Genomic DNA, 24422 nt, shown 5'->3' with positions numbered 1-24422 from the left:
CAATACTTTTGCGTAATTCGGACAATGGCTTAGAAGTGTTTCCGGATTCAGTCTGTTGAATCGCCACTAGGTGCCCGGAACGCGCTTCATCAGTGCCATCGCACCGAATGGCGCCCGCACCTTGCCCTCGGTAATGAAGTAGACAAAGACCTCGCGAGGCTTCACCGTCGCTGCCGTCTTTTGATCTGACTTCGGCAGGTCATTTGGCTCTTGGCCCGCCGCCCAAGCCTTTGCGCGTTGGGCCCATTGATCCAACCGTTCCGGCTCGTAGCAATCCGGATTCTCGTCCTTTCCGGTCTGCAGCCGGGCGTAGACGAAATCTCCGGTGACATCTGCAATGGCCGGATACTTCTCATGGTCGGCGTAAACAATGGCTGCATTGTATTTGCGGGCAAGCGCTGGAAATTCGGGCACTGCGAAGCTGTCGTGACGTACCTCGACTGCATGCCTCGGTTGCACGCCATCTTGCTTTTCCGGCAGCAGTTTCAGGAATGCTTCGAAGTCGTCCCGATCGAATTTTTTGGTTGGCGCAAATTGCCAGAGGATCGGTCCCAGCTTCTCACCGAGCGCGGCAACGCCTGAACCCAAAAATCGCATCATGGACTCACCTGCCTCACCAAGCACACGGCGATTGGTGACGAACCGATTGCCCTTCAGTGAGAACACGAAGCCGTCCGGTGATTCATTCGCCCATTTGACGAATGTGGGCTCCTTGAAGGACGAGTAGTAGGTGCCGTTGACCTCAATGGTCGGCACTTGCCGTGAGGCGTATTGCAACTGCTTGGCCTTCGAAAGCTTGTCCGGGTAAAACGATGTATCCCAGGGCTCGAAGGTCCAGCCGCCCATGCCAGCACGGATTTTTCCGGGGTTAGTCAAGGATCGGCATCCTTCTTCATACTCGACGACAGATGATGTTCGCTGACATGTGTCCTACTCAGCCGCTTCTCTCTTGCCGCCGGGCCGTCTCTCCAGCAATTCCTTGAGGAACTGTCCGGTATAGCTTCTTGGCTCGGCGACAATCGCTTCGGGCGTGCCGGAGGCGACAAGTTCGCCGCCGCCATCGCCGCCTTCGGGGCCGAGGTCCAGTACCCAGTCGGAAGTCTTGATCACTTCCAGATTGTGCTCGATGACCACCACGGTATTGCCCTGTTCGACCAGTTCGTGCAGGACCTCAAGCAGTTTGGCCACATCGTGGAAATGCAGGCCGGTCGTCGGCTCATCGAGGATGTAGAGCGTCTTGCCGGTCGCTTTGCGCGACAGTTCCTTGGCCAGCTTGATGCGCTGCGCCTCGCCGCCTGAAAGCGTCGTTGCCTGTTGGCCGATATGGATATAGCCGAGCCCAACCTGCTTTAGCGTTTCCAACTTGTCGCGCACGGCAGGCACTGCGGAGAAGAATTCGACGCCTTCCTCCACCGTCATGTCGAGCACGTCGGCAATCGATTTGCCCTTGAAAAGCACGTCCAGCGTTTCGCGATTGTAGCGCTTGCCGTGGCAGACGTCGCAGGTGACGTAGACATCCGGCAGGAAGTGCATTTCGATCTTGATGACGCCATCGCCCTGACAGGCTTCGCAGCGACCGCCCTTGACGTTGAAGGAGAAGCGGCCCGGCTGATAGCCGCGTGCCTTCGCTTCCGGGAGACCGGCGAACCAGTCGCGGATTGGCGTAAAGGCACCGGTATAGGTGGCGGGGTTGGAACGCGGCGTACGGCCGATGGGCGACTGGTCGATGTCGATGACCTTGTCGAGGAATTCCAGCCCTTCGATGCGGTCGTGCTCAGCCGGATGTTCACGCGAGCCCATGATGCGGCGCGATGCGGCCTTGAACAGCGTCTCGATCAGGAAGGTGGATTTGCCGCCGCCTGAGACACCGGTCACTGCTGTAAACGTGCCAAGGGGAATTTCCGCGGTCACGTTCTTCAAGTTGTTGCCGCGTGCCCCGACCACCTTGATGCGCTTGCCCTTCTTGCCGGGGCGGCGCTCCGCAGGTGTTGCGATTTCCAGTTCGCCGGAAAGGTATTTGCCGGTGATCGAAGCCGGATTGGCCATGATCTCGCGCGGCGTTCCCTGGGCGATTACGCGGCCGCCGTGAATGCCGGCGGCAGGGCCGATATCGACGACATAGTCGGCGTGCAGGATGGCGTCCTCGTCATGTTCGACGACGATGACGGTGTTGCCGATGTCACGCAGGTGCTTCAGCGTGTCGAGCAGGCGTGTGTTATCGCGCTGGTGCAGGCCGATGGAAGGCTCGTCCAGCACGTAGAGTACGCCGGTGAGGCCGGAACCGATCTGAGAGGCAAGTCTTATGCGTTGGCTTTCGCCGCCGGAAAGCGTACCGGAGTTCCGCGCCAGCGTCAGGTAATCGAGGCCTACGTCGTTAAGGAAACGCAGCCGCTCACGGATCTCTTTCAGGACACGCACCGCGATTTCGTTCTGCTTTTCATTCAACTGCGCCGGCAGATCCGCGAACCATTTGTTAGCATTGCGAATGGATTGCTGCGTCACTTCGCCGATATGCTTGCCGCCGATCTTTACCGCCAGTGCCTCCGGCTTCAGGCGATAGCCATTGCACGATGGGCACGGGGTGGCAGACATGAAGCGCTCGATTTCCTCGCGCATCCAGGCGGATTCGGTTTCCTTCCAACGCCGCTCGAGATTGGGAACCACACCCTCGAAAGTCTTGGTGGTCTTATAGGAGCGCAAGCCATCGTCGTACTGGAAGGCGATCTCTTGCTCACCCGTTCCCTGAAGGATCGCGCTTCTGGCTTCGTCGGAAAGGTCTTTCCACTTATCGCCGAGCTTGAAGCCGTAGACCTTGCCCAAGGCCTCCAGCGTTTGGGAATAGTAGGGAGAAGTGGATTTCGCCCACGGGCTGATCGCGCCGTCACGTAGCGATACGTTTTCATCCGGAACCACAAGATGGGGATCGATGGCGCGTTGGCTGCCCAGTCCATCGCAGGTTGGGCAGGCGCCGAACGGATTGTTGAAAGAGAACAGCCTTGGTTCGATTTCGGGAATGGTGAAACCCGAGACCGGACACGCGAACTTCTCCGAGAACAACACGCGCTCATGCGTCTCGTTCTTGGACTTGTAGGCGGATTCCTCCGCAGTCTCGCTAGCCGGCAGTGGCTTGTCGGCAAATTCTGCAACCACCAGTCCTTCGGCCAGCTTCAGCGCCGTTTCCATGGAATCGGCAAGCCGGGTGGCGAGATCGGGGCGCACCACTATGCGGTCCACAACCACATCGATGTCGTGCTTGTATTTCTTGTCCAGCGCAGGCACTTCGGCAATTTCGTAGAAGACGCCGTCGATCTTTACGCGTTGGAAGCCCTTCTTCTGCAGCTCCAGCAATTCCTTTCGGTACTCGCCTTTGCGGCCGCGCACGATCGGCGCCATGATGTAGAGCCGCGTGCCTTCCTCCATCGCCAGCACGCGATCCACCATCTGGCTCACTGTCTGGCTTTCGATCGGCAGTCCGGTCGCCGGCGAGTAGGGCACGCCAACGCGCGCAAATAGAAGGCGCATATAGTCGTAAATTTCGGTGACGGTTCCGACCGTCGAGCGCGGGTTTTTCGACGTTGTCTTCTGTTCGATGGAAATTGCCGGAGACAGGCCGTCGATCTGGTCCACGTCAGGTTTCTGCATCATCTCCAGAAATTGGCGCGCATAGGCAGAAAGGCTCTCGACATACCGCCGCTGCCCCTCGGCATAGATGGTGTCGAAGGCAAGCGACGACTTGCCGGAGCCGGAAAGCCCCGTCATCACCACGAGGGAATCTCGCGGCAAATCAAGGTCGACATTCTTCAGGTTGTGTTCGCGCGCACCGCGAATGGAGATGTATTTATGGTCGGCCATGGCCGGTCCGCCGCCTCAGATGATGATGTCTCGGAATGGCGGGTTGTCCCGGCCTTCCGCAAATATAGGTCACTTCTGTGCGGTTTCGAGAGATGCCGCACTTCCCCGCCGCCGTTTAAGCGTCTTTCCGGACCGTGGGCAAGCGCAAAGAACAAAAAATGAACAGGCTACTGACAAAACCGGTATGCGGATTCATGTTACAGAAGATCACTTTTTGGTCGATATGCCTGCTGAAGGTTGACGCGGGTGCCAGGAAGGACCAGTCTTGGAACGTCAGGAGAGCCGATCGCCACACGGCGATCTTCGCAACCGGCAGGCAGTCTGCGAGACGCCGCAGACCAGCGAATGAAGCGCTTTCCGACACCAGGTGCAACGGACAGAAGGAGCGAGGCATGACTCCACCGGACAGTCCCGTCAGGCTCTACGCCTGGTAGAGCCGCGATCGGCAAGAAGCTCAACCAAGGCCCTTGGTTGTTGGTTTTTGAATGGTCGTTTTCCTACAATCAGAAACCGTAGTCGGATCGACGGTTGAATACCGCGAAGCATCCGAAGATAAAATGTCGGTGAAACGCTCCCGGCAATATGGGTTCAACCCATTAAAAGCCCCGTCATGCTGCCTTGGCAGCGGCGGGGCTAATCATTTCAGCAAGGCCATGTCAGTGACTTGGCGATCGGGTCGAGCCGGCGCCGATGTCTATGGTGACATCCCCGGAAATGCGCACATCGACATTCCCGATCTTGAATTGGCCGGTCTTGCCCTGCCCAACCGTGTCGTCTGGTTCCGCTTGCGGAGGTTTGACGATGCGATAGTCGCCAGTCACACCCGGCAGGGCAGTGTCAGAACTGGTGGTGGAGCCGGGGCCTGCCCAAGCGCTCGATGTGCAGAGCAGGACGCAAGCCAAGACTGATGCGGACTTGTAAGGCATGGCCTCAATATAGGTCATCAAGCGGGGCAAGCCAGCCTCTCCATGCAAATCACCTGTCGAAGGCGATGGTCGGAGGTGGATTAATTCGGCATGGTGAAATTTATTGACTTGTGCAGATACCGAAAATAGAACATAAAGAGAACAAAATCCTTGTGGGAAAGAAGCCCTTAATCGAGCGGAGTAAGACGGCTCGCTGTAAGGTGCTGCGGCAATTTCGTTTCGGATAAGCGTGGAGAAGTATCATGGCGGGTAGCGTCAACAAGGTCATCCTGGTGGGCAATCTGGGCGCTGACCCTGAAATCCGCCGTTTGAATTCGGGCGAACCTGTCGTCAATCTACGTATTGCGACGTCGGAAAGCTGGCGCGACAAGAATTCCGGCGAGCGCAAGGAAAAGACCGAATGGCATCAGGTCGTCATCTTCAACGACAGCCTCGCCAAGGTTGCCGAACAGTACCTCAAGAAAGGCATGAAGGTTTATATCGAGGGCCAACTTCAAACCCGCAAATGGGAAAAAGACGGCGTCGAGCGCTACACGACCGAGATCGTCCTGCAGAAGTTCCGGGGTGAATTGCAGATGCTGGATTCGCGCGGGCAAGGTGAGGGTGGCCAGGTAGGAGGTTACTCCGGCGGCGGCGGTGGCCGTAGCTCTGACTTTGGCCAGTCCGGTCCCGGTGACTACGGTTCCAATCGTGGTGGTGGCGGCAGCGGCCCGAGCCGCGGCGGCGGTGGTGGCGGCTCTCGCGATCTGGACGACGAAATCCCGTTCTGATCCTGGCGTTCTTGGCACGCTGCCGCGTGTTCAACACGTTGGCGAGCTTTCTTGGTTCATGTGTGCGAGCCCAATTTGCGGCTCAAACCGGCTGAGGACAAGAAATTATGTAAAATCAACACGGTATAGCGGCAGGCGGAATCAATCTGTGCAGCCGTATTTTCGTCGCTGTCACGCAGCCAACAGCTTGTCGACGACCATCTTGCCGATTGGAATTGCGGAAGTGGCTGCGGGCGAGGGCGCATTGCAGACATGCAGCATGCGCTCGGATTGCACGAACAGGAAGTCGTGCACCAATGTTCCGTCCCGCATTACCGCTTGCGCCCGGATGCCTGCAGGCCACGGCTGCAGGTCGCCAACCTGGAGTTCCGGGCAGTATTTGCGGCAGGCTTCGAGATAGCGCCGCTTGGAAAGCGAATTACCGAACTCTGTCACGCCAGAGCGCCAGTTGGCGGCGATCAGCTTCCAGAAGCCGGCAAAGCCCAGCATGTCGGCAATGTCCGCTCCTCGCATCGTGCCTTTCGGATAACCCTCGCGGTCGAAACCGAGGACGGCGTTCGGCCCTACCGTGACACTGCCGTCGATCATCCGCGTGAGATGGATGCCGAGGAACGGCAGGTCCGGGTCGGGGATCGGATAAATCAGGTGCTTGACGATGTTGGAGAGGTGAGGCGGCAGCACGTGGTACTCGCCGCGGAACGGAACGATGCGGTGCTCGATCTTGAGACCGGCCATTTTCGCCAACCGGTCGGATTGCAACCCGGCGCATGCAATCAGCCGTTTGGCTTCAATCCTGTCGCCGCCAATCTCGACCACGACGCCATTGTCTTCTTCCCGCAGTGCGGTGACCGGCAAGCCAAAGCGGATTTCGCCTCCCTTTGCCTTGATCGTCTCCGCCATCGCTTCGCTTACCTTGCGATAGCTGACGATTCCGGTTGCAGGCACCAAAAGCGCGCCAAGTCCGGAAATACGCGGCTCCGCCTTGCGTAGCTGCGCCGCATCCAGATGCTCGAATTCGATGTCGTTCTGTACCGCCCGCTTGGCCAGCGCTTCCATGCGCTCGAGTTCCAGCTTGTCGGTTGCAACCAGCAACTTGCCGCATTGGTCGAAGGCGATGTTGTTGTCGTGGCAGAATTGCTTTGTGGCCAGCGCCCCCTCGCGGCACAGGCGCGCTTTGAGGGAACCTGGTTGGTAGTAGATGCCGGCGTGGATCACGCCGCTGTTGTGACCTGTCTGGTGAGTGGCTGGGGCCTGTTCCTTTTCCAGCACGACGACGCGCGAACCCGGTTCGCGCCGCAGCAGTTCCATCGCAACGGCCAAACCGACGATGCCGGCACCCACCACGCAATAGTCGAATGTCATCTTGCCGCTCCGCTTCCGTCGCCTTCGTTTACGTCGATTTGCGGTGGCGTGAAATAGTGCGCCGGGAAGGCGTCAACGGAAAATCGCTGGCTGCACCAGTGCTCTGGCGCCTGCCTTCGAAGCAGACAAAGCTTGGCCGGCGTGTGTGCAATAGGTTGGACTATTCACGCCGGCCAATACGGTGGTCGTTGCAACCTCCGTTCGAAATCAACTAGAGCACCTTGCACGATCGACAACTGCATGCGGCCCAAGTCGTGTCAGCCGCCTCGACAACGCTGCCTCAGTACTGCGGCACTTTGTGATTGAGCGCCTCTGACACGATCGCGGTGTCACAATAGTGCTTGTATGTGGTCAACATGCCGTCGCGAGCGGTCCACAGGTGAACGGTTTCCATCTCAAAGGACTTTCCGGTCGCCGACGCCGTTGAACGATATTTTCCGGTTACGATGATATTTTCCGCGTCGATTTCGATAAATCGGTCGGTGTCCACGGCCCAGAAGTCAAAATATGCGCCGAAATCGGCAAAAAACTTTTTCGTGGCGTCCAGTCCGGCGTGGCCTCCCCCGAAAGGAAATCCTTTCATTATCGCCAGATGGAAATCCTTGGTGAAGATTTCGTCGAAGTCGCCCTCGGCTCCATTCACGATATCGTAGAAACGCTGCACAAGTTCACGGATGTTACGTGCCACCTTATCTTCCTCCCAAAAAAATAGCCACCGCAGCGCATTGCGCTGGCAGTGGCTCCATTGCCCTATGATTCAGCTATTCTAGTTCAGTCAAATTATTACCTTTAGGAAGGTTATTTGCCTGGTGATAATTTGTCAACATTGCAATCCCAGCGGCGAGATTGCTCGCGGGCAACAAATTCAATGATCGAGGTGAGCGGCACTAAAGTGCCGAAAATTGCCAACAGGTTGATTTTCCAGAGAATTTCACTGGACTTTAGAAGCTGGCGGAGGGGACGGGCCTGACGTCTAACCTTCTCCACCTTAAGTCATTGAAATTCAGTATGTTTAAATCTCGGCAATCTTCAGTTTGCGCTTCAACATGACGCGATTAGCGCAGACCTTGCGCATATCCCCCCTGGGGGGATAAGAGCGCACCATGTCCGAGTCAGCCCAGCACAGTTCGCACCCCGATATCATCAACCGCCTCAAACGGGCGGAGGGACACCTCAGATCCATCATCGCCATGCTGGAGGCGGAGAAGCCCTGCGCCGAGATCGCGGGCCAGATCAAGGCGGTCGAAAGCGCTGTCACAGCCGCCAAGCGGATGCTGATTCACGACCACATCGACCATTGCCTGGGGCACGGCGGCGAGAGCGATCTCGTCGAATTGCGCGCGCTGGCCAAACTTCTCTGAGAGGCACCATGCTCGCCGTCCTTGCCAACCGCACTTACCGTCATCTGTTCGCCGCGCAGGTCATTGCGCTGATCGGCACCGGCTTGGCCACGGTCGCTCTCGGGCTTCTGGCCTGGGATCTCGCGGGGGCCGATGCGGGGGTGGTGCTCGGCACCGCGCTTGCAATCAAGATGGTCGCCTATGTGACGCTTGCGCCGATTGCCTCGGCCTTTTCCGACCGGGTGCCGCGACGGGCGATGCTGGTGGCGCTCGACCTGATCCGGGCGACGGTCGCGCTGGCGCTGCCTTTCGTGTCCGAGGTCTGGCACATCTATGTGCTGATCTTCCTGCTGCAGGCGGCATCGGCCGGCTTCACCCCGACCTTCCAAGCGACGGTCCCGGACGTTCTGCCCGACGAGGCCGAGTACACGCGGGCGCTGTCGCTCTCGCGGCTGGCCTATGATCTGGAGAACCTGCTCTCGCCGATGCTCGCGGCCGCGCTGCTGACGGTGGTGAGCTTTCCGGTCTTGTTCGGCGGCACCGTCATCGGCTTTCTGGCATCGGCCGCACTCGTGATGACCGTCACTCTGCCGTCACCCCGGCCGACGCAGCCGCGCGGCATCTGGGACCGGACCACCCGCGGCATCCGCATCTATCTCGCCACGACGCGCCTGCGTGGGCTGCTTGCGCTGAACCTTGCGGTGGCCGCGGCAGGGGCCATGGTGATCGTCAACACGGTCGTGCTGGTTCAGGCGCGGCTTGGCCTCGGCGAAGAGCAGGTGGCGCTGGCGCTCGCGGCGTTTGGCGGCGGCTCGATGGTCGCGGCGCTGCTCCTGCCACGGCTGCTCGACCGAATGCCGGACCGACCGCCGATGATTGCAGGTGCACTGATCCTTGTTTGCGGAACGGCCTTCGGCCCGCTGGTCGGATCGCTGCCTGCGCTGATGGCGCTGTGGCTCGTGATCGGCTTTGGCTACAGCCTGACACAAACGCCGACGGGTCGACTGCTGCGCCGGCCCGCCCAGCCGGAGGACCGGCCGGCGATCTTTGCCGCCCAGTTCGCGCTCAGCCATGCCTGCTGGCTTCTCACCTATCCGCTGGCGGGGCGGTTCGGGGCCGCATTCGGTCTGGATGCGACCTTTCTCATCATGGCTGGCCTCGCCGCCCTCGGGGTTGCGAGCGCGCTGAAGCTCTGGCCTGCGGCAGAGCCGGAGGTTCTGCCGCATGAACACCCCGATCTGCCCGAAGGACATCCGCATCTGTGGGAACATGGAGAGAGCGGCCACAGCCACGCCGTGGTGATCGACGACCTGCATCGGCAATGGCCGTCCCGGCGGGCCTGACCGATTATCATGGGCGATCTTGCCGTTTATGGCGGCCTGTTTCTGGCTGCCTTCACCGCTGCGACTCTGCTCCCTGCCCAGTCCGAGGCACTGGTCGTGGGCCTTTTGCTGACCGACTACGCGCCATGGCTGGTGCTGGCTGTGGCGAGCGTCGGGAACGTCCTGGGTTCTGTGGTCAACTGGTTTCTCGGGCGAGGGATCGAACGGTTCCGCGGCCGGCGGTGGTTTCCGGTGAGCCCCGCCGCGCTGGCGCGGGCGGAAGGCTGGTATCGCCGCTACGGCAGATGGTCGCTGCTGCTGGCCTGGGCGCCGATTATCGGCGACCCGCTTACTGTCGTAGCGGGCGTGCTGCGCGAGACCTTCCTGGTATTCCTGCTCCTCGTCAGCATCGCGAAGATCGGCCGCTACCTTATTCTGGCAGCAGCGACCCTGGGGTTCGGCTGACTATGGCTCTGGGTGTGCCTCGACTCGCAGTGCGAGTTGCGGCTTCTGACCTTCAATCCGGAGACGGCCTGAAATGCTGTCTCCGTTCGGGTAATCGGCGCTCGCTGCCCTTGTCCATCCCGAAACGCCGAGTTCACCTCGCCGGTTCTCGCTTCAGATTACGAACACCGGCGCGAACCCGCCTCCGGGCGTCCTGAAGTTCGTGGTCTGACCTTGATAGAGTCGCGCGGCCACCAGGAGCACCTGCCCGTCATAGGTATACAGTCGCACGTCCATTTTGCGCGTCTGGGGTGTCTCGTCGATCTTGATCATGCGCTCGCTGGGGCGGACCAGCGTCTGAGCAACGTATCCGCCCTCCGCGATCTCCGCCCAGACGCCCTTCGTCAGCTTGTCGCCGCGATATACCGCCTTGCCGCCATGTCCTCCGGTCGGCTTGAAGAACAGGTCCTTGCGGGATTTCCAAAGTGCATCGGCGTTATCGGGATTGACCACGACGGTGCGTGGCACGGCAGCAAGCAGGGCGCGAAATCCCGGCTCCACTGCCCATGCCTCAAGCATCGCGGCGTCCGAAAGAAGCGAAAGGTTGCGCTTGTCGGCAAGGAGCGCGTGGTTGTGCGGATTCGGCGTCACGACAACCGCGCCGTCCCGGTAGGCTTCCTGCAATGCCTTGTGCTCGGGCTGATCGAAGGCGAAATCGGTGACCCTGTTGTAAACGAGGTCGATTGTCTTTCCATCGACGCTGAGCCGACCATCGTCGTAGCGAAGTTGGCTGGCATCGGCGATGACCGCGTCTGCCCCTCGTGCCGCGAAAACCTGCCGCGCGAGCACGAACTCGGGATAGAGATACTGTTCCGGCGGACTGTCATCGACGATGGCGATGCGTTGTGGCGCGCCCGTTCCCCGCTGCCGAATCCATTCGTTCTGGAACATGTGGAACGCCGCGTCCTCGAAGGATAGCAGCGTCGGGGGGATGTCCATTTCGGCGCAACACGCGCGCTGCGCCCTCGCAAGAAAGGCATTGAGAAACGCGCCGCCGGCGTTGGTGTTGATTTCGATCAACCGGGGGCCGTCTTCACCAAGATGAAAGTCGTAGCCCATCAAAGCCCCGAGCGGGCCGTGATCCGCCCGCGCGATTTCCGGCGCCCAGGAGAGGACTGCGGCCTTGTATGTCGCGAGTTGGGCGGTGGTCTCCACGGCCACTGCGATCGCGCGCATCTCATCCACCGTGGTGGCCGAAAGGAACACTGGCACGTGCGAGAACAGATGGGCTTTGGGGCGGATGAACGTCTCGAAGAACGCCGACTCACCAGCCTCGTGCTCCATCGCTTCGCGCAGCGATGGAACGTCCAGTGTAACGCAGAAGCAGTTCTTGTTGAGCCGCTCCGTGCGGTCCTGAACTCGATCCGATGAACTGGAGCCCGGATTGTTCATCGAGAGAAACCCCGAGGTTGCGCCAAGGTCAAGCGTGCTTCAAACGCGAGGTAAGCCATGAATAATCCCACAAAAATCGCTCCCAAAAGTTTCGCCATCATGCCGATCCAAATATGCCGCTTCTGTCCGGCAGTCTCAACTGTCACCGGGCTGGCCTCGTGAAACTGAACTGCCGGTCGCTCGGCAGCTCCGGCCTGCAACGAAGCTCCATCCCGAAGGTGCCGTCATCGCTCAGCGTGCCTGCGACACATTCTCCTGGTAGGTCCGCTCGCGCGCTGGCCAGGTGCTCTTGATATAGACGAGGACAGCCCGGATCTCGGCGTCGCTGAGGACATCGGCAAACCCCGGCATGTCGCTCTCATAGCCGCCCCCGACGATGGCGGCCGTGCCTTCCTTGACGATGCGGAACAGGATGTCATCGGGATGGTGCCAAGTGTGGCCGCCGGCATCGTGCGGTGGCGCCGGGAGACGCCCGGACGGAAGGGGCGTCTTCCAGTCCGGCTGCCCCTCGAGGTGCGCACCGTGGCAGGTCGCACATTGGTCCGCATAGACCTGCCGGCCTTGTTCGAAGACTTCTGCAGATGACGCGGCGGTGGACGCGGTACGGACCTGATGCCATCCAACGAGGACCGCCAGGATCAGGCCGCCGAGGAGCAACCCGAGCCACAAGATCTTACGGAGTTCATTGCGCATGAGTTGCATGACTGCTGGTGAAGAATTTCAATCGGCTACATGCCGAGATTGAATTTCTGCCAGAGGCGCGACGTTGGGGGCAATGGACATTCCCGTGACCAGCGCCTATCTTTCCCGCATGTTCTCGCGCTTCATCACCATGATTGCCGTACTCGCGATCGCCGTCATAACGACGGTGACGTCCGCGCATGCGGCGGGCTTGAGCGCAGAGCCGGATCACTCGGTGCATGTCGGCGAGATGATGCAGGTTGCGACCGGCAGCGAAAATCCCTGTGATGGTGATCAGCACTGCGGCTCAGGTGATGCCGAAGCCTGTGAGGTGCTTTGCGCAGGTCTTTCGGTCTTCCTGACCTCCCCTGGCGAAGGCTCTGGCAGCGATTACGCGCCCGCCAGCCATGACCTGCCCTCCGGTGCAATCGTCGCCAGCCGGGCACCTGCGCTGAACGACCGACCTCCCAAATTTCGTCTCCTCTGATCACGCGTCCGGGCCGAGGCCCGCGGCGTCCTGTCGGTTTTGATGAACGGGACAGGCTGTCCCGAGGAGACGACCATGAATACCCTTTCAAGACGCGGCTTTCTTGCCGCTGGCGCAGCCGTGCTGGCCCATGCGCATCTGCCCCGCATCGCGGCAGCGCAGGGCTTGGCCCCGCTGTCGCTGCACGCCGCCACCCGGACGCTCGACATCGACGGCCGCGCTGCCACGGTCTGGGGTCTTGCCGGGCCGACCGGACAGGGCCTGACACTCGATCCCGGCGCGCGGTTCCGGGTGGATCTGACCAACGATCTCGATGTTGACACGCTGATCCACTGGCACGGCCAGATCCCGCCCAACGCACAGGATGGCGTGCCCGACATGCCTTTGCCGATGCTCGCCCCCGGCGAGACGCGCGCCTATGACTTCGCGCCGCTGCCCGGCACCTACTGGATGCACGCGCATGTGCCGCTGCACGAGATGCGCCTTCTGGCCGCACCGCTGATCGTGCGCAGCTCCGAGGATATCGCTGCCGACCGGCAGGAGGTGGTGCTGTTCCTGCATGATTTCTCGTTCAAGGCGCCCGAGGAGGTGATGGCCGAGATCCTTGGCGGTCACGAGGCCGCCGGTGGTCACGGAGGCGGCCATGGTGCGGGCATGGGCGGCATGGCCGCGATGGACCACGGCGCGATGGGGAACATGCCAATGGGCGGCATGGATCATGGCGCCATGGGCGGCATGATGGGGATGGGTGCCATGGACGGCATGGCGATGGACCTCAACGACTACGACTGGGACGCATATCTTGCTAACGACCGCACGCTGTCAGACCCCGAGGTGGTGCAGGTAGAGCGCGGCGGGCGCATCCGCCTGCGGGTGATCAACGCCGCAGCAGCGACGGTGTTCTGGATCGACACCGGAGCCGCGCCCGCGCGACTGATCGCGGTCGATGGCCATGCCGTTCAGCCGCTTTCCGGCACGCGCTTCGGCCTGGCCATGGGCCAGCGGCTCGATCTCGAGATCGACCTGCCGCAGGAGGGCGGCGCCTGGCCGATCCTCGCGCTGCGGGAAGGCGCGCGCGAGCGCACCGGGCTGATCCTTGCCACGCAGGGCGCCGACGTCCGACGCATCGACACCATGGCGGAGGCCGAAGCGCCTTCCTTCGACACCGACCTTGCGCAGGAGTCGCGCCTGATCGCCGCCGATGCCCTGCCGGATCGGCCGGTAGACCGCAGCCACATGGTGATGCTGGGCGGCACGATGCAGCCCTATGTCTGGACCATCAACGGTGCTGTCTGGGGCCAGCATCGCCCGCTTTCCGCGCGCAGCGGCGAGCGGGTCGTGCTGTCCTTCCACAACATGTCGATGATGGGCCACCCGATGCATCTGCACGGGCATGTGTTCCAGGTCGTCGGGCTGAACGGACGTGCGGTCCGCGGCGCGCTGCGGGACACGGTGTATGTGCCGCCGATGTCGATGGTCGATATCGCGCTCGACGCCGGCGAGGCCGCGCGCTGGATGCTGCATTGCCACCATATGCCGCATCTCGAGACCGGGATGATGACCGAATTCGCGGTCAGCGCATAGGCCAGGCAGAGGACGCCGGATGCCGGCGTTCTCCCTAAGCAACAAGGAGGCGGACTCATGTCGATGTCTCACGGCGGCCATGCCGGTCACATGCCCGCGGGCGGCGATCGCAAGGCGCTTGTCATCTCGGGCTGGCTCACCGGCCTTTACTTTGTCATCGAGCTGGGAATCGGCATCTGGACGGGCTCGGTCGCCGTCATCTCCGATGCCTTCCACACTTTCTCGGCAGTCGGCGGCGTGCTCATCGCGCTGGTCGCGCTACGCTTGACCGAGCGGAAATCCAACCCGGCGCGCACCTTCGGTTATGTCCGGGCCGAGATCCTTGGCGCGCTTTTCAACGGCCTTTTTCTCGTCGCGATGGCGCTTTTCGTGCTGTGGATGGGTGCGATGCGTCTCATGGAGCCGATCGAGCTTGCCACGACGCCGATGCTGTTTGCCGCTGCGGGCGGGATCGCCACCGAGCTTGTCGCGCTCTGGCTGCTCTACGAGCGCCAGAAGGACAACCTGAACATGCGCGGCGCCTATTGGCACATCCTGCAGACCTTCGTCGGCAGCTTCCTGATCATCATCTCGGCACTGGTGATCCGGTTCACGGGCTTTCTGGCCATCGACCCGCTGCTTGGCATGGCCTTCGGGCTGGTGCTGCTCTGGGCCTCCTGGGGCATTCTGCGCGAGGCATTGCACATCCTGTTGCAAGGCACGCCGGAAGACCTCGACCTGGAAGCCGCCATCGAGGCCATCCGACAGGTGGAGGGGGTTACCGATGTGCATCACGTCCATGCCTGGAGCCTGACATCCGGGCGCAATGTCTTCTCGAGCCACATCTGCGTTCGGGACTGGCAGGATGGCGAGCGGGTGCTGCGGCAGGCGAGTAGTCTCCTGCGCGAGCGATTCAACATCTACTTCTCGACCATCCAGATAGAGGAATACTGCCTCGACGGTGAGGAGACTGCAGCCGACATCGACATCATGCGGTCACATGCCGGGCCAGGGCAGGCAAGCGTCGGAAAGGTCCACGGCAATCACTGACGGGCAGGAACTCCGGCTTCCGATCGCCTCTTGACCTTCCAGCGATTGGAAGGCGCAGAACAGGTAAAAGGCAAGCTCAGGAAACGCCGAGGAGGCGTGAACATGACCAGCAAGACCGAACACGATCACCAGAACCAGACTCACGCTCATTCCGCCCACGGTCATGCGCATGATCACGCGGCCGTCGCCCAGGACGACACGCACAAGGTCAAGGACCCGGTCTGCGGAATGATGGTCGATCCCCACACGGCCGCGCACAAGGCCGAGCATGCCGGCCGGCCCTATTACTTCTGTTCGGCGGGTTGCCGCGCGAAGTTCCTGGCCGACCCCGAACGCTATCTCGATCCGGCCGCCGCGGCGGCGGCCAAGGCAGAGCCGGTTCCCGAGGGGACGATCTACACCTGCCCGATGCATCCGGAGATCCGGCAGGTCGGCCCGGGTTCGTGCCCGATCTGCGGCATGGGGCTGGAGCCGGTGCTGGCCAGCCTCGAGGCCGAGCCTAATCTTGAATTGATCGACATGACGCGCCGTTTCTGGATCGGGCTGGTGCTGACGATTCCTGTGGTGATCCTCGAGATGGGCGTCCATTTCTTCGGTCTGCACCACTATATCAGTCTGCGGACCTCCAACTGGTTGCAACTTGTCTTCGCCACGCCGGCTGTCCTCTGGGCCGGATGGCCATTTTTCCAGCGCGGCTGGCAATCGCTGCTCAACCGCAGCCTCAACATGTTCACCCTGATCGCCATGGGCACGGGTGCGGCCTGGATCTACAGCACTGTGGCGACGCTGGCGCCGGGCATCTTCCCGGATGCGTTCCGGCAGCCGGACGGGTCCGTCGCGGTCTACTTCGAGGCCGCGGCGGTCATCACCGTGCTGGTGCTGCTTGGGCAGGTGCTTGAGCTGCGGGCGCGCGAAAGCACCAGCGGCGCGATTCGTGCGCTGCTCGACCTCGCCCCCAAGACCGCCCGGATCATCCGTGACGACGGCACCGAGGAGGAGGTTCAGCTTGATAGCGTTCATGTCGGCGACCGCCTGCGGGTGCGACCCGGCGAGAAGGTACCGGTCGATGGCGAAGTGCTGGAAGGCCGCAGCGCCGTCGATGAATCGATGGTGACCGGCGAGTCCATGCCGGTGACCAAGGAGGTCGGCGCATCTGCCATCGGCGGCACCATGAACCAGTCCGGCGCGCTGGTGATCGAGGCCCGCAAGGTCGGCCGCGACACCATGCTGTCGCAGATCGTCCAGCTCGTCGCCGAGGCGCAGCGCTCGCGCGCGCCGATCCAGCGCCTCGCCGACCAAGTATCGGGGTGGTTCGTGCCGGCGGTGATCGTGATCGCGGTCCTCGCCTTCATCGCCTGGTCGATCTGGGGCCCGGAGCCGCGCTTCTCCTTCGGTCTGATCGCGGCGGTTTCCGTTCTCATCATCGCCTGCCCCTGCGCGCTCGGGCTGGCGACGCCGATGTCGATCATGGTCGGCGTCGGGCGCGGCGCGCAGAACGGCGTCCTGATCAAGAATGCCGAGGCGCTGGAGCATATGGAGAAGGTCAATACAATCATCGTCGACAAGACCGGCACGCTTACCGAGGGCCGGCCCGCCGTCACCGCCATCGTTCCCGCCCCCGGCTTTACCGAGGACGAGGCCCTGCGGCTTGCCGCCAGCGTCGAACGCGCCAGCGAGCATCCGCTGGCGCTGGCCATCGTGCGCGCGGCCGAGGAGCGCGGGATCGCGACTGCACCGGTTGCGGATTTCGACTCGCCGACCGGCAAGGGCGCTTACGGCACGGTCGAGGGCAAGCGCATTCCCCTCGGCAATGCCAAGTTCCTCGCCGAGCAGGGCGTCGACGTCGCGCCGCTGGCCGATGAGGCCGACCGGCTGCGCGAGGACGGGGCAACCGCGATCTTCATGGGGGTGGAGGGCCGCGTCGCTGCCATCTTCGCCATCGCCGATCCGGTCAAGCCATCGACGCCCGAGGCGCTCGCCGCGCTGAAGGCGCAAGGGATCCGGGTGGTTATGCTCACCGGCGACAACTGGACCACGGCGAAGGCCGTCGCGCGCCAGCTCGGCATCGACGAGGTCGAGGCCGAGGTTCTGCCCGATCAAAAGAGCGCGGTCGTGCAGCGTCACAAGGCGGCGGGCGAGGTGGTGGCGATGGCCGGCGACGGCGTCAACGATGCGCCGGCGCTGGCGGCCGCGGATGTCGGCATCGCCATGGGCACCGGCACCGACGTGGCGATGGAGAGCGCGGGCGTCACCTTGCTCAAGGGCGATCTGACCGGCATCGTCCGCGCCCGCCGGCTCTCGGAAGCGGTCATGGGGAACATCCGCCAGAACCTGTTCTTCGCCTTCATCTACAACGCCTTGGGCGTGCCGGTCGCGGCGGGCGTGCTGTATCCGTTCTTCGGCATCCTGCTGTCGCCGATCATCGCGGCGGCCGCCATGGCACTGTCCTCGGTCAGCGTCATCGCCAATGCTGCGCGTTTGCGGAAGGTGAAGCTGTGATGGCGGTGCCGCGGCCTTCGATTTGCTGCTCACCCCTTTGTGCGTCCCCCCGGACCATAATGGCGCGACAATGCAATCCATCAAACGAGGTTTGAAGATGAGAAACGATCACCGCATCAGCCGGCGCGCCGTTCTGGCGGCTGCCGGCGCTCTCCCCCTGCTGATGTCCATGCCAGGACGGGGACATGCCGAAGCGCTGCCTCTGGTCAGCGTCACCAAGGATCCGTCCTGCGGCTGCTGCGATGGCTGGGTCGCGCATATCGAGGCCGCAGGCTTCCCGGTGCGGGTGGTGGAATTCGCCGATATGGACAGCCTCAAGCAGCGGCTCGGCGTGCCGGCCGAGATGGCATCGTGCCACACCGCCGAGGTGGGCGGCTACGTGGTCGAGGGCCATGTGCCGGCCGTAGCGATCCGCCGCCTGCTGGCCGAGCGGCCTGACGCGACCGGACTGGCCGTTCCCGGAATGCCTGCCGGCTCGCCCGGCATGGATTTCCCGGGCGTCAATCCCGAGCCTTATCAAGCGTTCCTGTTCGGCCCGACCACCCGGACCTTCGGGCGCTTCCTCGGTTCGCGGGAAATCTGACACAGGCAGGCCCGACATGACCGCCCAGCTTGCGAAAATTCCGAAGCAGCACCTGGCCGAGGCGGCTTGCCTCCGTCAGCCGGGCGGTCTCGCGGCGTCGGGTGACGCGCGACGTGAACTTGGCCTCGCACGGGCCCGGCGTGTGACCGGGAAGGAAGGCGGCGCATGAGCGGGCGCGCGCGAGCTGTTTTCCGGGCGAGATGCGGACAATTGCGCCAGTTCGCGGTCAGCATTCTGGTGCTTGCCATCGGCGCCCTGGTTCTGCAGGTCCCGGTACATGCCAGCCCCGCCGGACATGCCATCCACCAGCAACAGGCCGCCGCTACGGCAAGCCACTGCGCCGAGCATCATATGCCGGACGACCATGGCGCAGGTCCAAGTGCTGGCTGCGTGAATACGGACGTTAGCCCAAATCTGGTGGATTGCTGCCAGACCTGTCTGGCCGCCGCGGTTCTCGTCGCGCCGCCGGAGTTCGGCCCGCCCGTGAACGGTGAGGCTTTCACGGTTGTGCGCCATGATCCGCACGACCGATCACCCGAAGGCATCCTGAGGCCGCCGCGTCTCGCCGCTGCGTGATGCGCAGGGATCGCCGCGAGAGCGAGAGATGTCTCCGGCCGCTCCGGCGCAAACCCGAAAGACCAGCGAACAGAACGGAGAACCGCGTCCGCGAATCCGGGCCGGCGCTCCGGAACCAAAGGATCAGATCAATGAACCGAACCGCAATCGCCCTTTCTGTCAGCCTGCTGGCAGGCCTGCCCGGCGCTGCCCTCGCGCAGGCCGGGCATGACACCCACCACCCCGGAACCCCGCCCGCGCAAGTGCAGCAGGCGCCCGCTCCAACGCCGCCTTCAGGCCAGATGCCCGGCATGCAAGGGATGATGCCCGAGCAGTGTCAGGCCATGATGCAGGCCATGACCCCGGAATGCATGGGTGCGATGCACCAGATGATGCAGGGCGGAATGAAGCAGGGGATGATGACTTCGCCAAACGCGCAGGCCCCCCATGCGAACGAAAGCCTTCCCGATTTCACCCGGGCCTACGTCGAATCGATGAATGAAATGCACGGACCGATGATGGATGGCGTCATGGCCGACGATCCGGATGTCGCCTTCGTCCGGGGTATGATCCCGCATCATCAGGGCGCGATCGACATGGCCAGGATCGTCCAGCAATACGGGAACGATCCGCAGACCAGGGCATGGGCGGAGCAGATCATCGCGGCGCAGGAAGGCGAGATCGCCGAAATGCAGGCATGGCTGGAGGCGAACGCTGGCGAGGCGCCGGCGTCCTTTGGTCAGACCGGCGGGACCGTCTATTCCGCCAATGAAGGCGGCAACTCCATCAGCGCCATCGATCTCGGCACGGGAGCGGTCGACACGGTTTCGATCCCGGTCGCGCCCCACAACGTCGATCTGACGCCCGATGGCAAGATGCTGCTGGCCGTTGGCGATCCTGCCACCGAGGGGGATCACGGGTCGGACGGGCACGGGCACGGCGCGGACGGCGCGGCCGAAGGTCTGCTGGTCATTCTCGATCCGCAGAACGTCGCGACGCCCAAGGCGACCGTGGCGGTGGGCTCCCACCCGGCCCACGTGGTCGCCGACCGGCTGGCGCGCGCCTATGTCTCGTTGGCCGGCGGAGACGAGATCGCCGTGGTCGACCTCGCACGGGCCGAAGTCATCGGGCGTGTCGCGACCGGGGACTATCCGCACGGCCTGCGGCTCAGCCCCGATGAGACCGAGCTTTACGTTGCCAATGTCGAGGACGGGTCCGTATCCGTCATCGACACGCAGGCGCTTTCCGAGGTGGCGCGCATTCCGGTCGGGACCGCGCCCGTTCAGGTCGGGTTCACGCCCTCGGGCGATCAGGTCTATGTCTCGCTTCGAGACGAGAACCGTGTCGCCGTGATCGACACATCGACCCGCGAGGTGACGAACAGGATCGATGTGGGGCCGAACCCGATCCAGATGTTCGCGACCCCGGATGGAGCCTATGTCTACGTGGCCAACCAGGGCACGGACGCAGAGCCGAACGACACCGTGTCCGTAATCGACACCGCGACCGGGCAGGTTGTGAAGACCCTCACCACCGGCGGCGGCGCCCACGGCGTGTCGGCATCGGCGGACGGGGCTTACGTGTTCGTGACGAATATCGCCGATGACAGCGTCTCGATCATCAACGTCGAGAGACAGGAAGTGGTGAGGACGGTGCCGGTCGGTGATCGGCCGAATGGCATCGTCTACGGCGGCCCGACCCGCTGAGCGAACGGCGCCGGAGTTCGCTCCGGCGCCAGCTTCATCATGCGGAGCGCCGGTTGCACGCGTGCGATGCTTTCGGCGGCCTGCCCGGCGTTCGCATCTGTGTCTATTGGCCGAAGAGAAGCCACTCTCCCCGATCTCGACATTTCGGATCCCATCATTCTGCACGTGCGTGCCTGCTCCCGCATCACGGCACCGTCCTTCAGCGCATTCACCCGACCTTGCAGCCCCAGAAGCTCGTGTGATCGGCGGCAAAATACCCATCCGCCACGCGGAACGTGCCCTGCAGCTCGACGGTATCGCCCGCGCTGAGCGGCACCATGGTCTGCAGCCAGAGCACGGTCGCCTCGGAAACATGATCACCCGAGATCTCGCCGAACGATCCTCGGATTTCGGTCGAGCCGTTCAGCACCAGCCGCCCGCGCATGCGCGCCGTGGTGCTGGAATTGATCTTGTATAGCAGCGTGGCCGAGGAGGTAGGCGTCGGCAGCAAGCATGGCCTCCGCCATTCTCCAGTCCAAATCACCCTGACGACTGGAACCATTTAACGATCTTGGCGATGCTCTCGCCGAACATGGCGATGCCGACGGCAATGCCGAGAATGCCGACGATGATCCATTTGACGAATGCGGACACGGTGCTGATCGAGCGGACCAGGCGAATGCCGTCGTCGAGCGTCTTCACCTCGTCGGGACGCAGGGCAAGCAGGAAGGCTTGCGTTTCCTCGGGCAGGTCCTCGAAGCGTTTCGGTGGATGGTCAGTCATGGGGGTGCCTCCGCAATCCGGATACGATGCTCTTGGCGGTATGGCCGCCCATGTAGAGGCCGGTGAACACGCCGGTGAGCGTCATGAGGATGGTGAGATCGACGGCCTCGATTGCAGCACTGAATGCCGCATTCGCCAACGGACGCAGGATCAGCGCATAAAGCCAGACGAAGGCCAGCAGCCACATCCAGCCGGGCCGCCACGCCCATGTCGATGCAGGGCCGCCCTTGTCGAGTTCGGCTTTCAGCGTCTCGTTCATCATGCGCTGGCTTTCGACATGCTACATGAGGATGTCGGCGGCTTTCGACTCGGCCGCGACGATGGCGTCCTGTAGTTCGCTAGTCGGTATGTCGGGCAATCTGTCTGGCGACACGCCTGCCTTTTCGGCGATGGCGTCGATCACCTTGTCTGCGATCTCGACGCCTGCGCCGCCGAGCTTGTCGCCGAGGATCTTCTGGATGACGGGGACGGCAAGTTCGCTCGCCGCCCCGAGCAGGATCGATGCAATGGCGCTCATGTCAGCCTCCGAGAATGGACGCAGCAACCACGATCAGCATCAGGACGATGAGGACGAGGATCACGGCGGCCGGCAGGTCGCGCCTTCCAGCACTGGGTGCGATGTCGATGGGTGCATGGCCGGCAATCGCGCCGCTATTGATGATTGTCCGGCGTCAGAACGATGCAGGGTCTGGGCCCCTATCAAGTTTCCTGACGCGCTCGACGATGATGAGGACTAGCCGGCCTCCTGGCGGGACCGTATCTGGGCAGCAAGCCTAAACGAACGTTTGACGCTTGTATGATCCCATAGCAAAACGCGCCCATGGCGAAGGGGCAGTTCAAAAAGCCGGTTCGAATCCAGTTGGGTCGAATCGATCGATACAGGCTGGTGTTAGCGGTGAAGGATGCGGCCGAAATCCTCCTCCGAGAGTGGCCGGCAGAAGGTACCCCGCGCCGCACCAGGGCAATGACAGCCTGCCTTGAGGTTATCCGGGGAACCAAGCCGCCAAGTTATGCCCGCAGGTATTTCGTCGCTGAGTGCAAAGAGGCCAGGGTCCTTCTGGAATCGAGATCCGGCGATTTCAGACAAGCCGGGATAACCTGCTCGGGCGTATCATCCTCGAATGGCTGGAGACAGGCGGGTATCTGCCGGTGTGCAAACACGATGACGTCTTGAATGATGTGGAGTGCGCCCCAGCGGGTGCAATTTTATATACTGCGAGTGGTCGCCTGAGCGCTGCAGTATTCTTCCCGACTATAAAAGGAATTTCGAGACTTCATCTCCCCATTGGTGATCGAGCCAAGAGATTGCGCACGTTCGAGACCTGCCATTGGCCATTGCGGGCAGTGCGGACGCCGCGGTTGTTGAGGGCCCGCGCTATCCCGCGCAGGCTGGTGATGCCGGAGCTGCGGATGGTTTCGACGATAGGAAGCACGGCGGTGGCAAACCTGTCAGCCTGGGCGATCGAGATGGTTCGGCCCTTGGCTGCCGCTGCGGCGGAGTTTGTCGGGTTGCCGAGAGCCGCACCGCTTGCCTTTCGCAGGGCGAGTGCGGCCCGCGTTCGCTCCGAGATCATCCGACGTTCCTTTTCGGCGAGTGCCGCATAAAGGTGCAGCATGAAGGGATCGGCATCGGCGCCCAATTCGGCGACGATGAATGGAACGCGCTGGACCATCAGGCCGGCAATGAAGGCGACATCCCGCGACAGGCGGTCGAGCTTGGCGACAAGGACCGGACACTTTGCCAGCCGGGCTGAGGCGAGGGCGGCGGCCAATTGCGGGCGGCGATCGAGCGCATCAGCTCCCTTACCGGTTTCCACTTCCGTGAACTCGTCCAGGATCGAGATGCCCTCGGCTTCGGCAAAACGGGCGACTGCAGCTCGCTGCGCCTCCAGGCCAAGACCCGAACGGCCTTGTCGTTGTGTCGAGACCCTGTAGTAGGCCACCGCGCTCGACATGTTGCAAAACCCCTTGGGTGTTCAAACTGCAAACCACCGTTTGCAGTGTGCTCGATATGGGGCGAGCTGCAAGTCAAGCTGCTGATCCTGTGGAGTTTTCTGGGGGCGAGGGGGCACGTTTCAATGATGTCAACCCGAGACCTTGCCAGAAGGAATGCCGGCGGAGGTCGTGCTCCATGGTCACGGGGCAGCATCAAGGCCAGTGTCAAGCCGATCGACAGGCAGCAATGCAATTGGCGCTGTTTCGGATTTGGGCCGATCAACGCAGTTGTTCGAGTATCTCCTCGTGGGTGGCGAAGCTGACGCGGACATCGGCGGAGGCGGTTTCCTTCCAGTGGGCCCTGGTCTTGAGCCAGAAGATGGCAGCAGTCACGGATTCGCGTCCTTCGCCGGTCGCCTTGCGATAAAGACTTTCCGCCACCCGCAGATTGGCCTTGATCCGGCCGTTTTCGAGTTCGCGGGCATAACTTGACTCCAGGAGTTCCAGATCGGCCTCCAGGACATGGGCGATCTCCTGTGGTGACAGCCCGAAGCCGGCCAGGGTCTCCACCTTGGCGGGCGCCAGCTGATGAGCGGGATCTTCAGGCTCACATTCCATCTTTGCGCCCCGCCTGGCAGTTTTCACGTCGAGAACGCGCCTCGATACAGCCGGTGCACTGCCTGTCACCGCCGAGACGCTCAGCGCTGCTCATCGCGATGGCGCCTTGAAGGTCACGGTGCCGTCAATTGTCTGCGGAGCTGCAAGGGCAGGGCTCTGTTCAACATGAGCGCCATGCCCGGGAGCCGACACGATGATGCGCCTGATCTCGTGCACCTGCTCGATCGGCCTGCCGTCGATGCCACCATGCTCGGTCAGGGTGACTTCCTTCCAGCGGGCCCGGGCCTTCAGCCAGAAGATGGCAGCGGTAACAGCCTCGCGCCCTTCGCCGGTTGCCTTGCGGTAAAGGTTCTCGGCAACCTTGGCATTGGCCTTCGTATGGCCATGGTCGAGTTCCTGCCGATAGTGGCGGCGCAAGGTCTTGGGATCGATGCCGATCAGGCCGGCAATTTCCGTCTCGGGAATGCCATAACCGGCAAGCGTCTCGACCTGGCGCCGATGGTAAGCATCCGGCT

General features: G+C 62.4%; 26 protein-coding genes. 12 read left to right on the top strand and 14 right to left on the bottom strand.

All coding sequences use genetic code 11. The features are described 5' to 3' along the window. Positions 1-66 precede the first annotated feature (66 nt). The 3 genes from ACODTY_RS21675 to ACODTY_RS21665 all read right to left on the bottom strand — a co-directional run bounded on the left by ACODTY_RS21675 (position 67) and on the right by ACODTY_RS21665 (position 4808). Positions 67-876, bottom strand: coding sequence for a DUF72 domain-containing protein (locus ACODTY_RS21675; RefSeq protein WP_488996259.1), 810 nt, complete (start codon positions 874-876; stop codon positions 67-69). 54 nt (positions 877-930) lie between these two features. Further along, positions 931-3852, bottom strand: coding sequence for an excinuclease ABC subunit UvrA (uvrA, locus tag ACODTY_RS21670; protein ID WP_488996258.1), 2922 nt, complete (start codon positions 3850-3852; stop codon positions 931-933). Positions 3853-4508: 656 nt separating this feature from the next. After that, complete coding sequence (locus ACODTY_RS21665) at positions 4509-4808, bottom strand: hypothetical protein (RefSeq protein ID WP_488996257.1); 300 nt, start codon at positions 4806-4808, stop codon at positions 4509-4511. 212 nt (positions 4809-5020) lie between these two features. On the opposite strand from ACODTY_RS21665, the gene ssb reads away from it, so the two are divergent. Further along, positions 5021-5548 carry a single-stranded DNA-binding protein gene (gene ssb, locus ACODTY_RS21660; RefSeq protein ID WP_488996256.1) on the top strand — a complete coding sequence of 176 codons (528 nt, stop codon included), beginning with the start codon at positions 5021-5023 and terminating at the stop codon, positions 5546-5548. 171 nt (positions 5549-5719) lie between these two features. Here ssb and lhgO read toward each other — a convergent pair whose 3' ends face one another. Together lhgO and ACODTY_RS21650 are read right to left on the bottom strand one after the other, a co-directional pair. Further along, positions 5720-6910 (bottom strand): L-2-hydroxyglutarate oxidase, encoded by a 1191-nt coding sequence (lhgO, locus tag ACODTY_RS21655; RefSeq protein WP_488996255.1) that lies wholly within the window; start codon positions 6908-6910, stop codon positions 5720-5722. Positions 6911-7190: 280 nt separating this feature from the next. After that, positions 7191-7598: a nuclear transport factor 2 family protein gene (locus tag ACODTY_RS21650; RefSeq protein WP_488996254.1), complete on the bottom strand. Its 408-nt coding sequence runs from the start codon at positions 7596-7598 to the stop codon at positions 7191-7193. 415 nt (positions 7599-8013) lie between these two features. On the opposite strand from ACODTY_RS21650, the gene ACODTY_RS21645 reads away from it, so the two are divergent. From ACODTY_RS21645 to ACODTY_RS21635, 3 genes are read left to right on the top strand one after another with little or no spacing between them, the layout of a single operon-like run. Beyond that, on the top strand, positions 8014-8271 hold the full coding sequence (locus tag ACODTY_RS21645) for a metal-sensing transcriptional repressor (RefSeq protein WP_323042952.1): 258 nt from the start codon (positions 8014-8016) through the stop codon (positions 8269-8271). Between the two features lie 8 nt (positions 8272-8279). Next, positions 8280-9593, top strand: coding sequence for an MFS transporter (locus ACODTY_RS21640; RefSeq protein ID WP_488996253.1), 1314 nt, complete (start codon positions 8280-8282; stop codon positions 9591-9593). A 9-nt stretch (positions 9594-9602) separates the two neighbouring features. Then, positions 9603-10037 carry a YqaA family protein gene (locus ACODTY_RS21635; protein ID WP_323042950.1) on the top strand — a complete coding sequence of 145 codons (435 nt, stop codon included), beginning with the start codon at positions 9603-9605 and terminating at the stop codon, positions 10035-10037. Positions 10038-10190: 153 nt separating this feature from the next. Here ACODTY_RS21635 and ACODTY_RS21630 read toward each other — a convergent pair whose 3' ends face one another. After that, positions 10191-11468: an ATP-grasp domain-containing protein gene (locus ACODTY_RS21630; protein ID WP_488996252.1), complete on the bottom strand. Its 1278-nt coding sequence runs from the start codon at positions 11466-11468 to the stop codon at positions 10191-10193. A gap of 231 nt (positions 11469-11699) precedes the next feature. Next, positions 11700-12161, bottom strand: coding sequence for a c-type cytochrome (locus tag ACODTY_RS21625; RefSeq protein WP_197644582.1), 462 nt, complete (start codon positions 12159-12161; stop codon positions 11700-11702). A 94-nt stretch (positions 12162-12255) separates the two neighbouring features. Here ACODTY_RS21625 and ACODTY_RS21620 point away from each other — a divergent pair, with 94 nt between their 5' ends. The 7 genes from ACODTY_RS21620 to copM all read left to right on the top strand — a co-directional run bounded on the left by ACODTY_RS21620 (position 12256) and on the right by copM (position 20592). Continuing rightward, positions 12256-12636, top strand: a complete 381-nt coding sequence (locus ACODTY_RS21620; protein WP_380095760.1) for a hypothetical protein — start codon at positions 12256-12258, stop codon at positions 12634-12636. A gap of 75 nt (positions 12637-12711) precedes the next feature. Beyond that, entirely contained in the window at positions 12712-14220 is a 1509-nt protein-coding gene (locus ACODTY_RS21615; RefSeq protein WP_323042947.1) for a multicopper oxidase family protein, read from the top strand. Between the two features lie 57 nt (positions 14221-14277). After that, positions 14278-15249, top strand: a complete 972-nt coding sequence (locus ACODTY_RS21610; protein ID WP_323042946.1) for a cation diffusion facilitator family transporter — start codon at positions 14278-14280, stop codon at positions 15247-15249. Positions 15250-15351: 102 nt separating this feature from the next. Next, on the top strand, positions 15352-17748 hold the full coding sequence (locus tag ACODTY_RS21605; RefSeq protein ID WP_488996251.1) for a heavy metal translocating P-type ATPase: 2397 nt from the start codon (positions 15352-15354) through the stop codon (positions 17746-17748). Positions 17749-17845: 97 nt separating this feature from the next. After that, a complete protein-coding gene (locus ACODTY_RS21600; RefSeq protein ID WP_323042944.1) occupies positions 17846-18331 on the top strand; it encodes a DUF411 domain-containing protein in 486 nt (161 codons plus the stop codon). Between the two features lie 165 nt (positions 18332-18496). Beyond that, on the top strand, positions 18497-18907 hold the full coding sequence (locus ACODTY_RS21595) for a hypothetical protein (RefSeq protein WP_323042943.1): 411 nt from the start codon (positions 18497-18499) through the stop codon (positions 18905-18907). Between the two features lie 131 nt (positions 18908-19038). After that, entirely contained in the window at positions 19039-20592 is a 1554-nt protein-coding gene (gene copM / locus ACODTY_RS21590; RefSeq protein ID WP_380095765.1) for a CopM family metallochaperone, read from the top strand. A 208-nt stretch (positions 20593-20800) separates the two neighbouring features. Here the strand turns inward: copM and ACODTY_RS21585 are convergent, their stop codons facing one another. Genes ACODTY_RS21585 through ACODTY_RS21570 form a run of 4 tightly spaced genes read right to left on the bottom strand, consistent with a single transcriptional unit; the run spans position 20801 to position 21871 of the window. Further along, a complete protein-coding gene (locus tag ACODTY_RS21585) occupies positions 20801-21082 on the bottom strand; it encodes a hypothetical protein (RefSeq protein ID WP_068282937.1) in 282 nt (93 codons plus the stop codon). 29 nt (positions 21083-21111) lie between these two features. Beyond that, positions 21112-21354, bottom strand: coding sequence for a hypothetical protein (locus tag ACODTY_RS21580; protein WP_488996250.1), 243 nt, complete (start codon positions 21352-21354; stop codon positions 21112-21114). Beyond that, the gene (locus ACODTY_RS21575; protein WP_488996249.1) at positions 21347-21616 is read right to left on the bottom strand and encodes a 3TM-type holin; all 270 of its coding nucleotides are present in this window, start codon (positions 21614-21616) and stop codon (positions 21347-21349) included. Before ACODTY_RS21575 ends, ACODTY_RS21580 begins: the two co-directional genes overlap by 8 nt. Positions 21617-21634: 18 nt before the next feature. Then, positions 21635-21871 carry a hypothetical protein gene (locus ACODTY_RS21570; protein WP_488996248.1) on the bottom strand — a complete coding sequence of 79 codons (237 nt, stop codon included), beginning with the start codon at positions 21869-21871 and terminating at the stop codon, positions 21635-21637. A gap of 303 nt (positions 21872-22174) precedes the next feature. Here ACODTY_RS21570 and ACODTY_RS21565 point away from each other — a divergent pair, with 303 nt between their 5' ends. Continuing rightward, complete coding sequence (locus tag ACODTY_RS21565; protein WP_488996247.1) at positions 22175-22528, top strand: DUF982 domain-containing protein; 354 nt, start codon at positions 22175-22177, stop codon at positions 22526-22528. A 100-nt stretch (positions 22529-22628) separates the two neighbouring features. Here ACODTY_RS21565 and ACODTY_RS21560 read toward each other — a convergent pair whose 3' ends face one another. The 3 genes from ACODTY_RS21560 to ACODTY_RS21550 form a co-directional block, all read right to left on the bottom strand. Then, entirely contained in the window at positions 22629-23309 is a 681-nt protein-coding gene (locus tag ACODTY_RS21560) for a recombinase family protein (protein WP_488996246.1), read from the bottom strand. 259 nt (positions 23310-23568) lie between these two features. Continuing rightward, complete coding sequence (locus ACODTY_RS21555) at positions 23569-23907, bottom strand: hypothetical protein (RefSeq protein ID WP_488996245.1); 339 nt, start codon at positions 23905-23907, stop codon at positions 23569-23571. Between the two features lie 90 nt (positions 23908-23997). Further along, the coding region (locus tag ACODTY_RS21550) for a hypothetical protein (protein WP_488996244.1) at positions 23998-24422 on the bottom strand (425 nt) is incomplete at its 5' end.

The organism is Mesorhizobium sp. FG116, from assembly GCF_057809835.1.
Note: the sequence above shows the minus strand (reverse complement) of the source record. Positions and strands in the feature narration are given on the sequence as shown.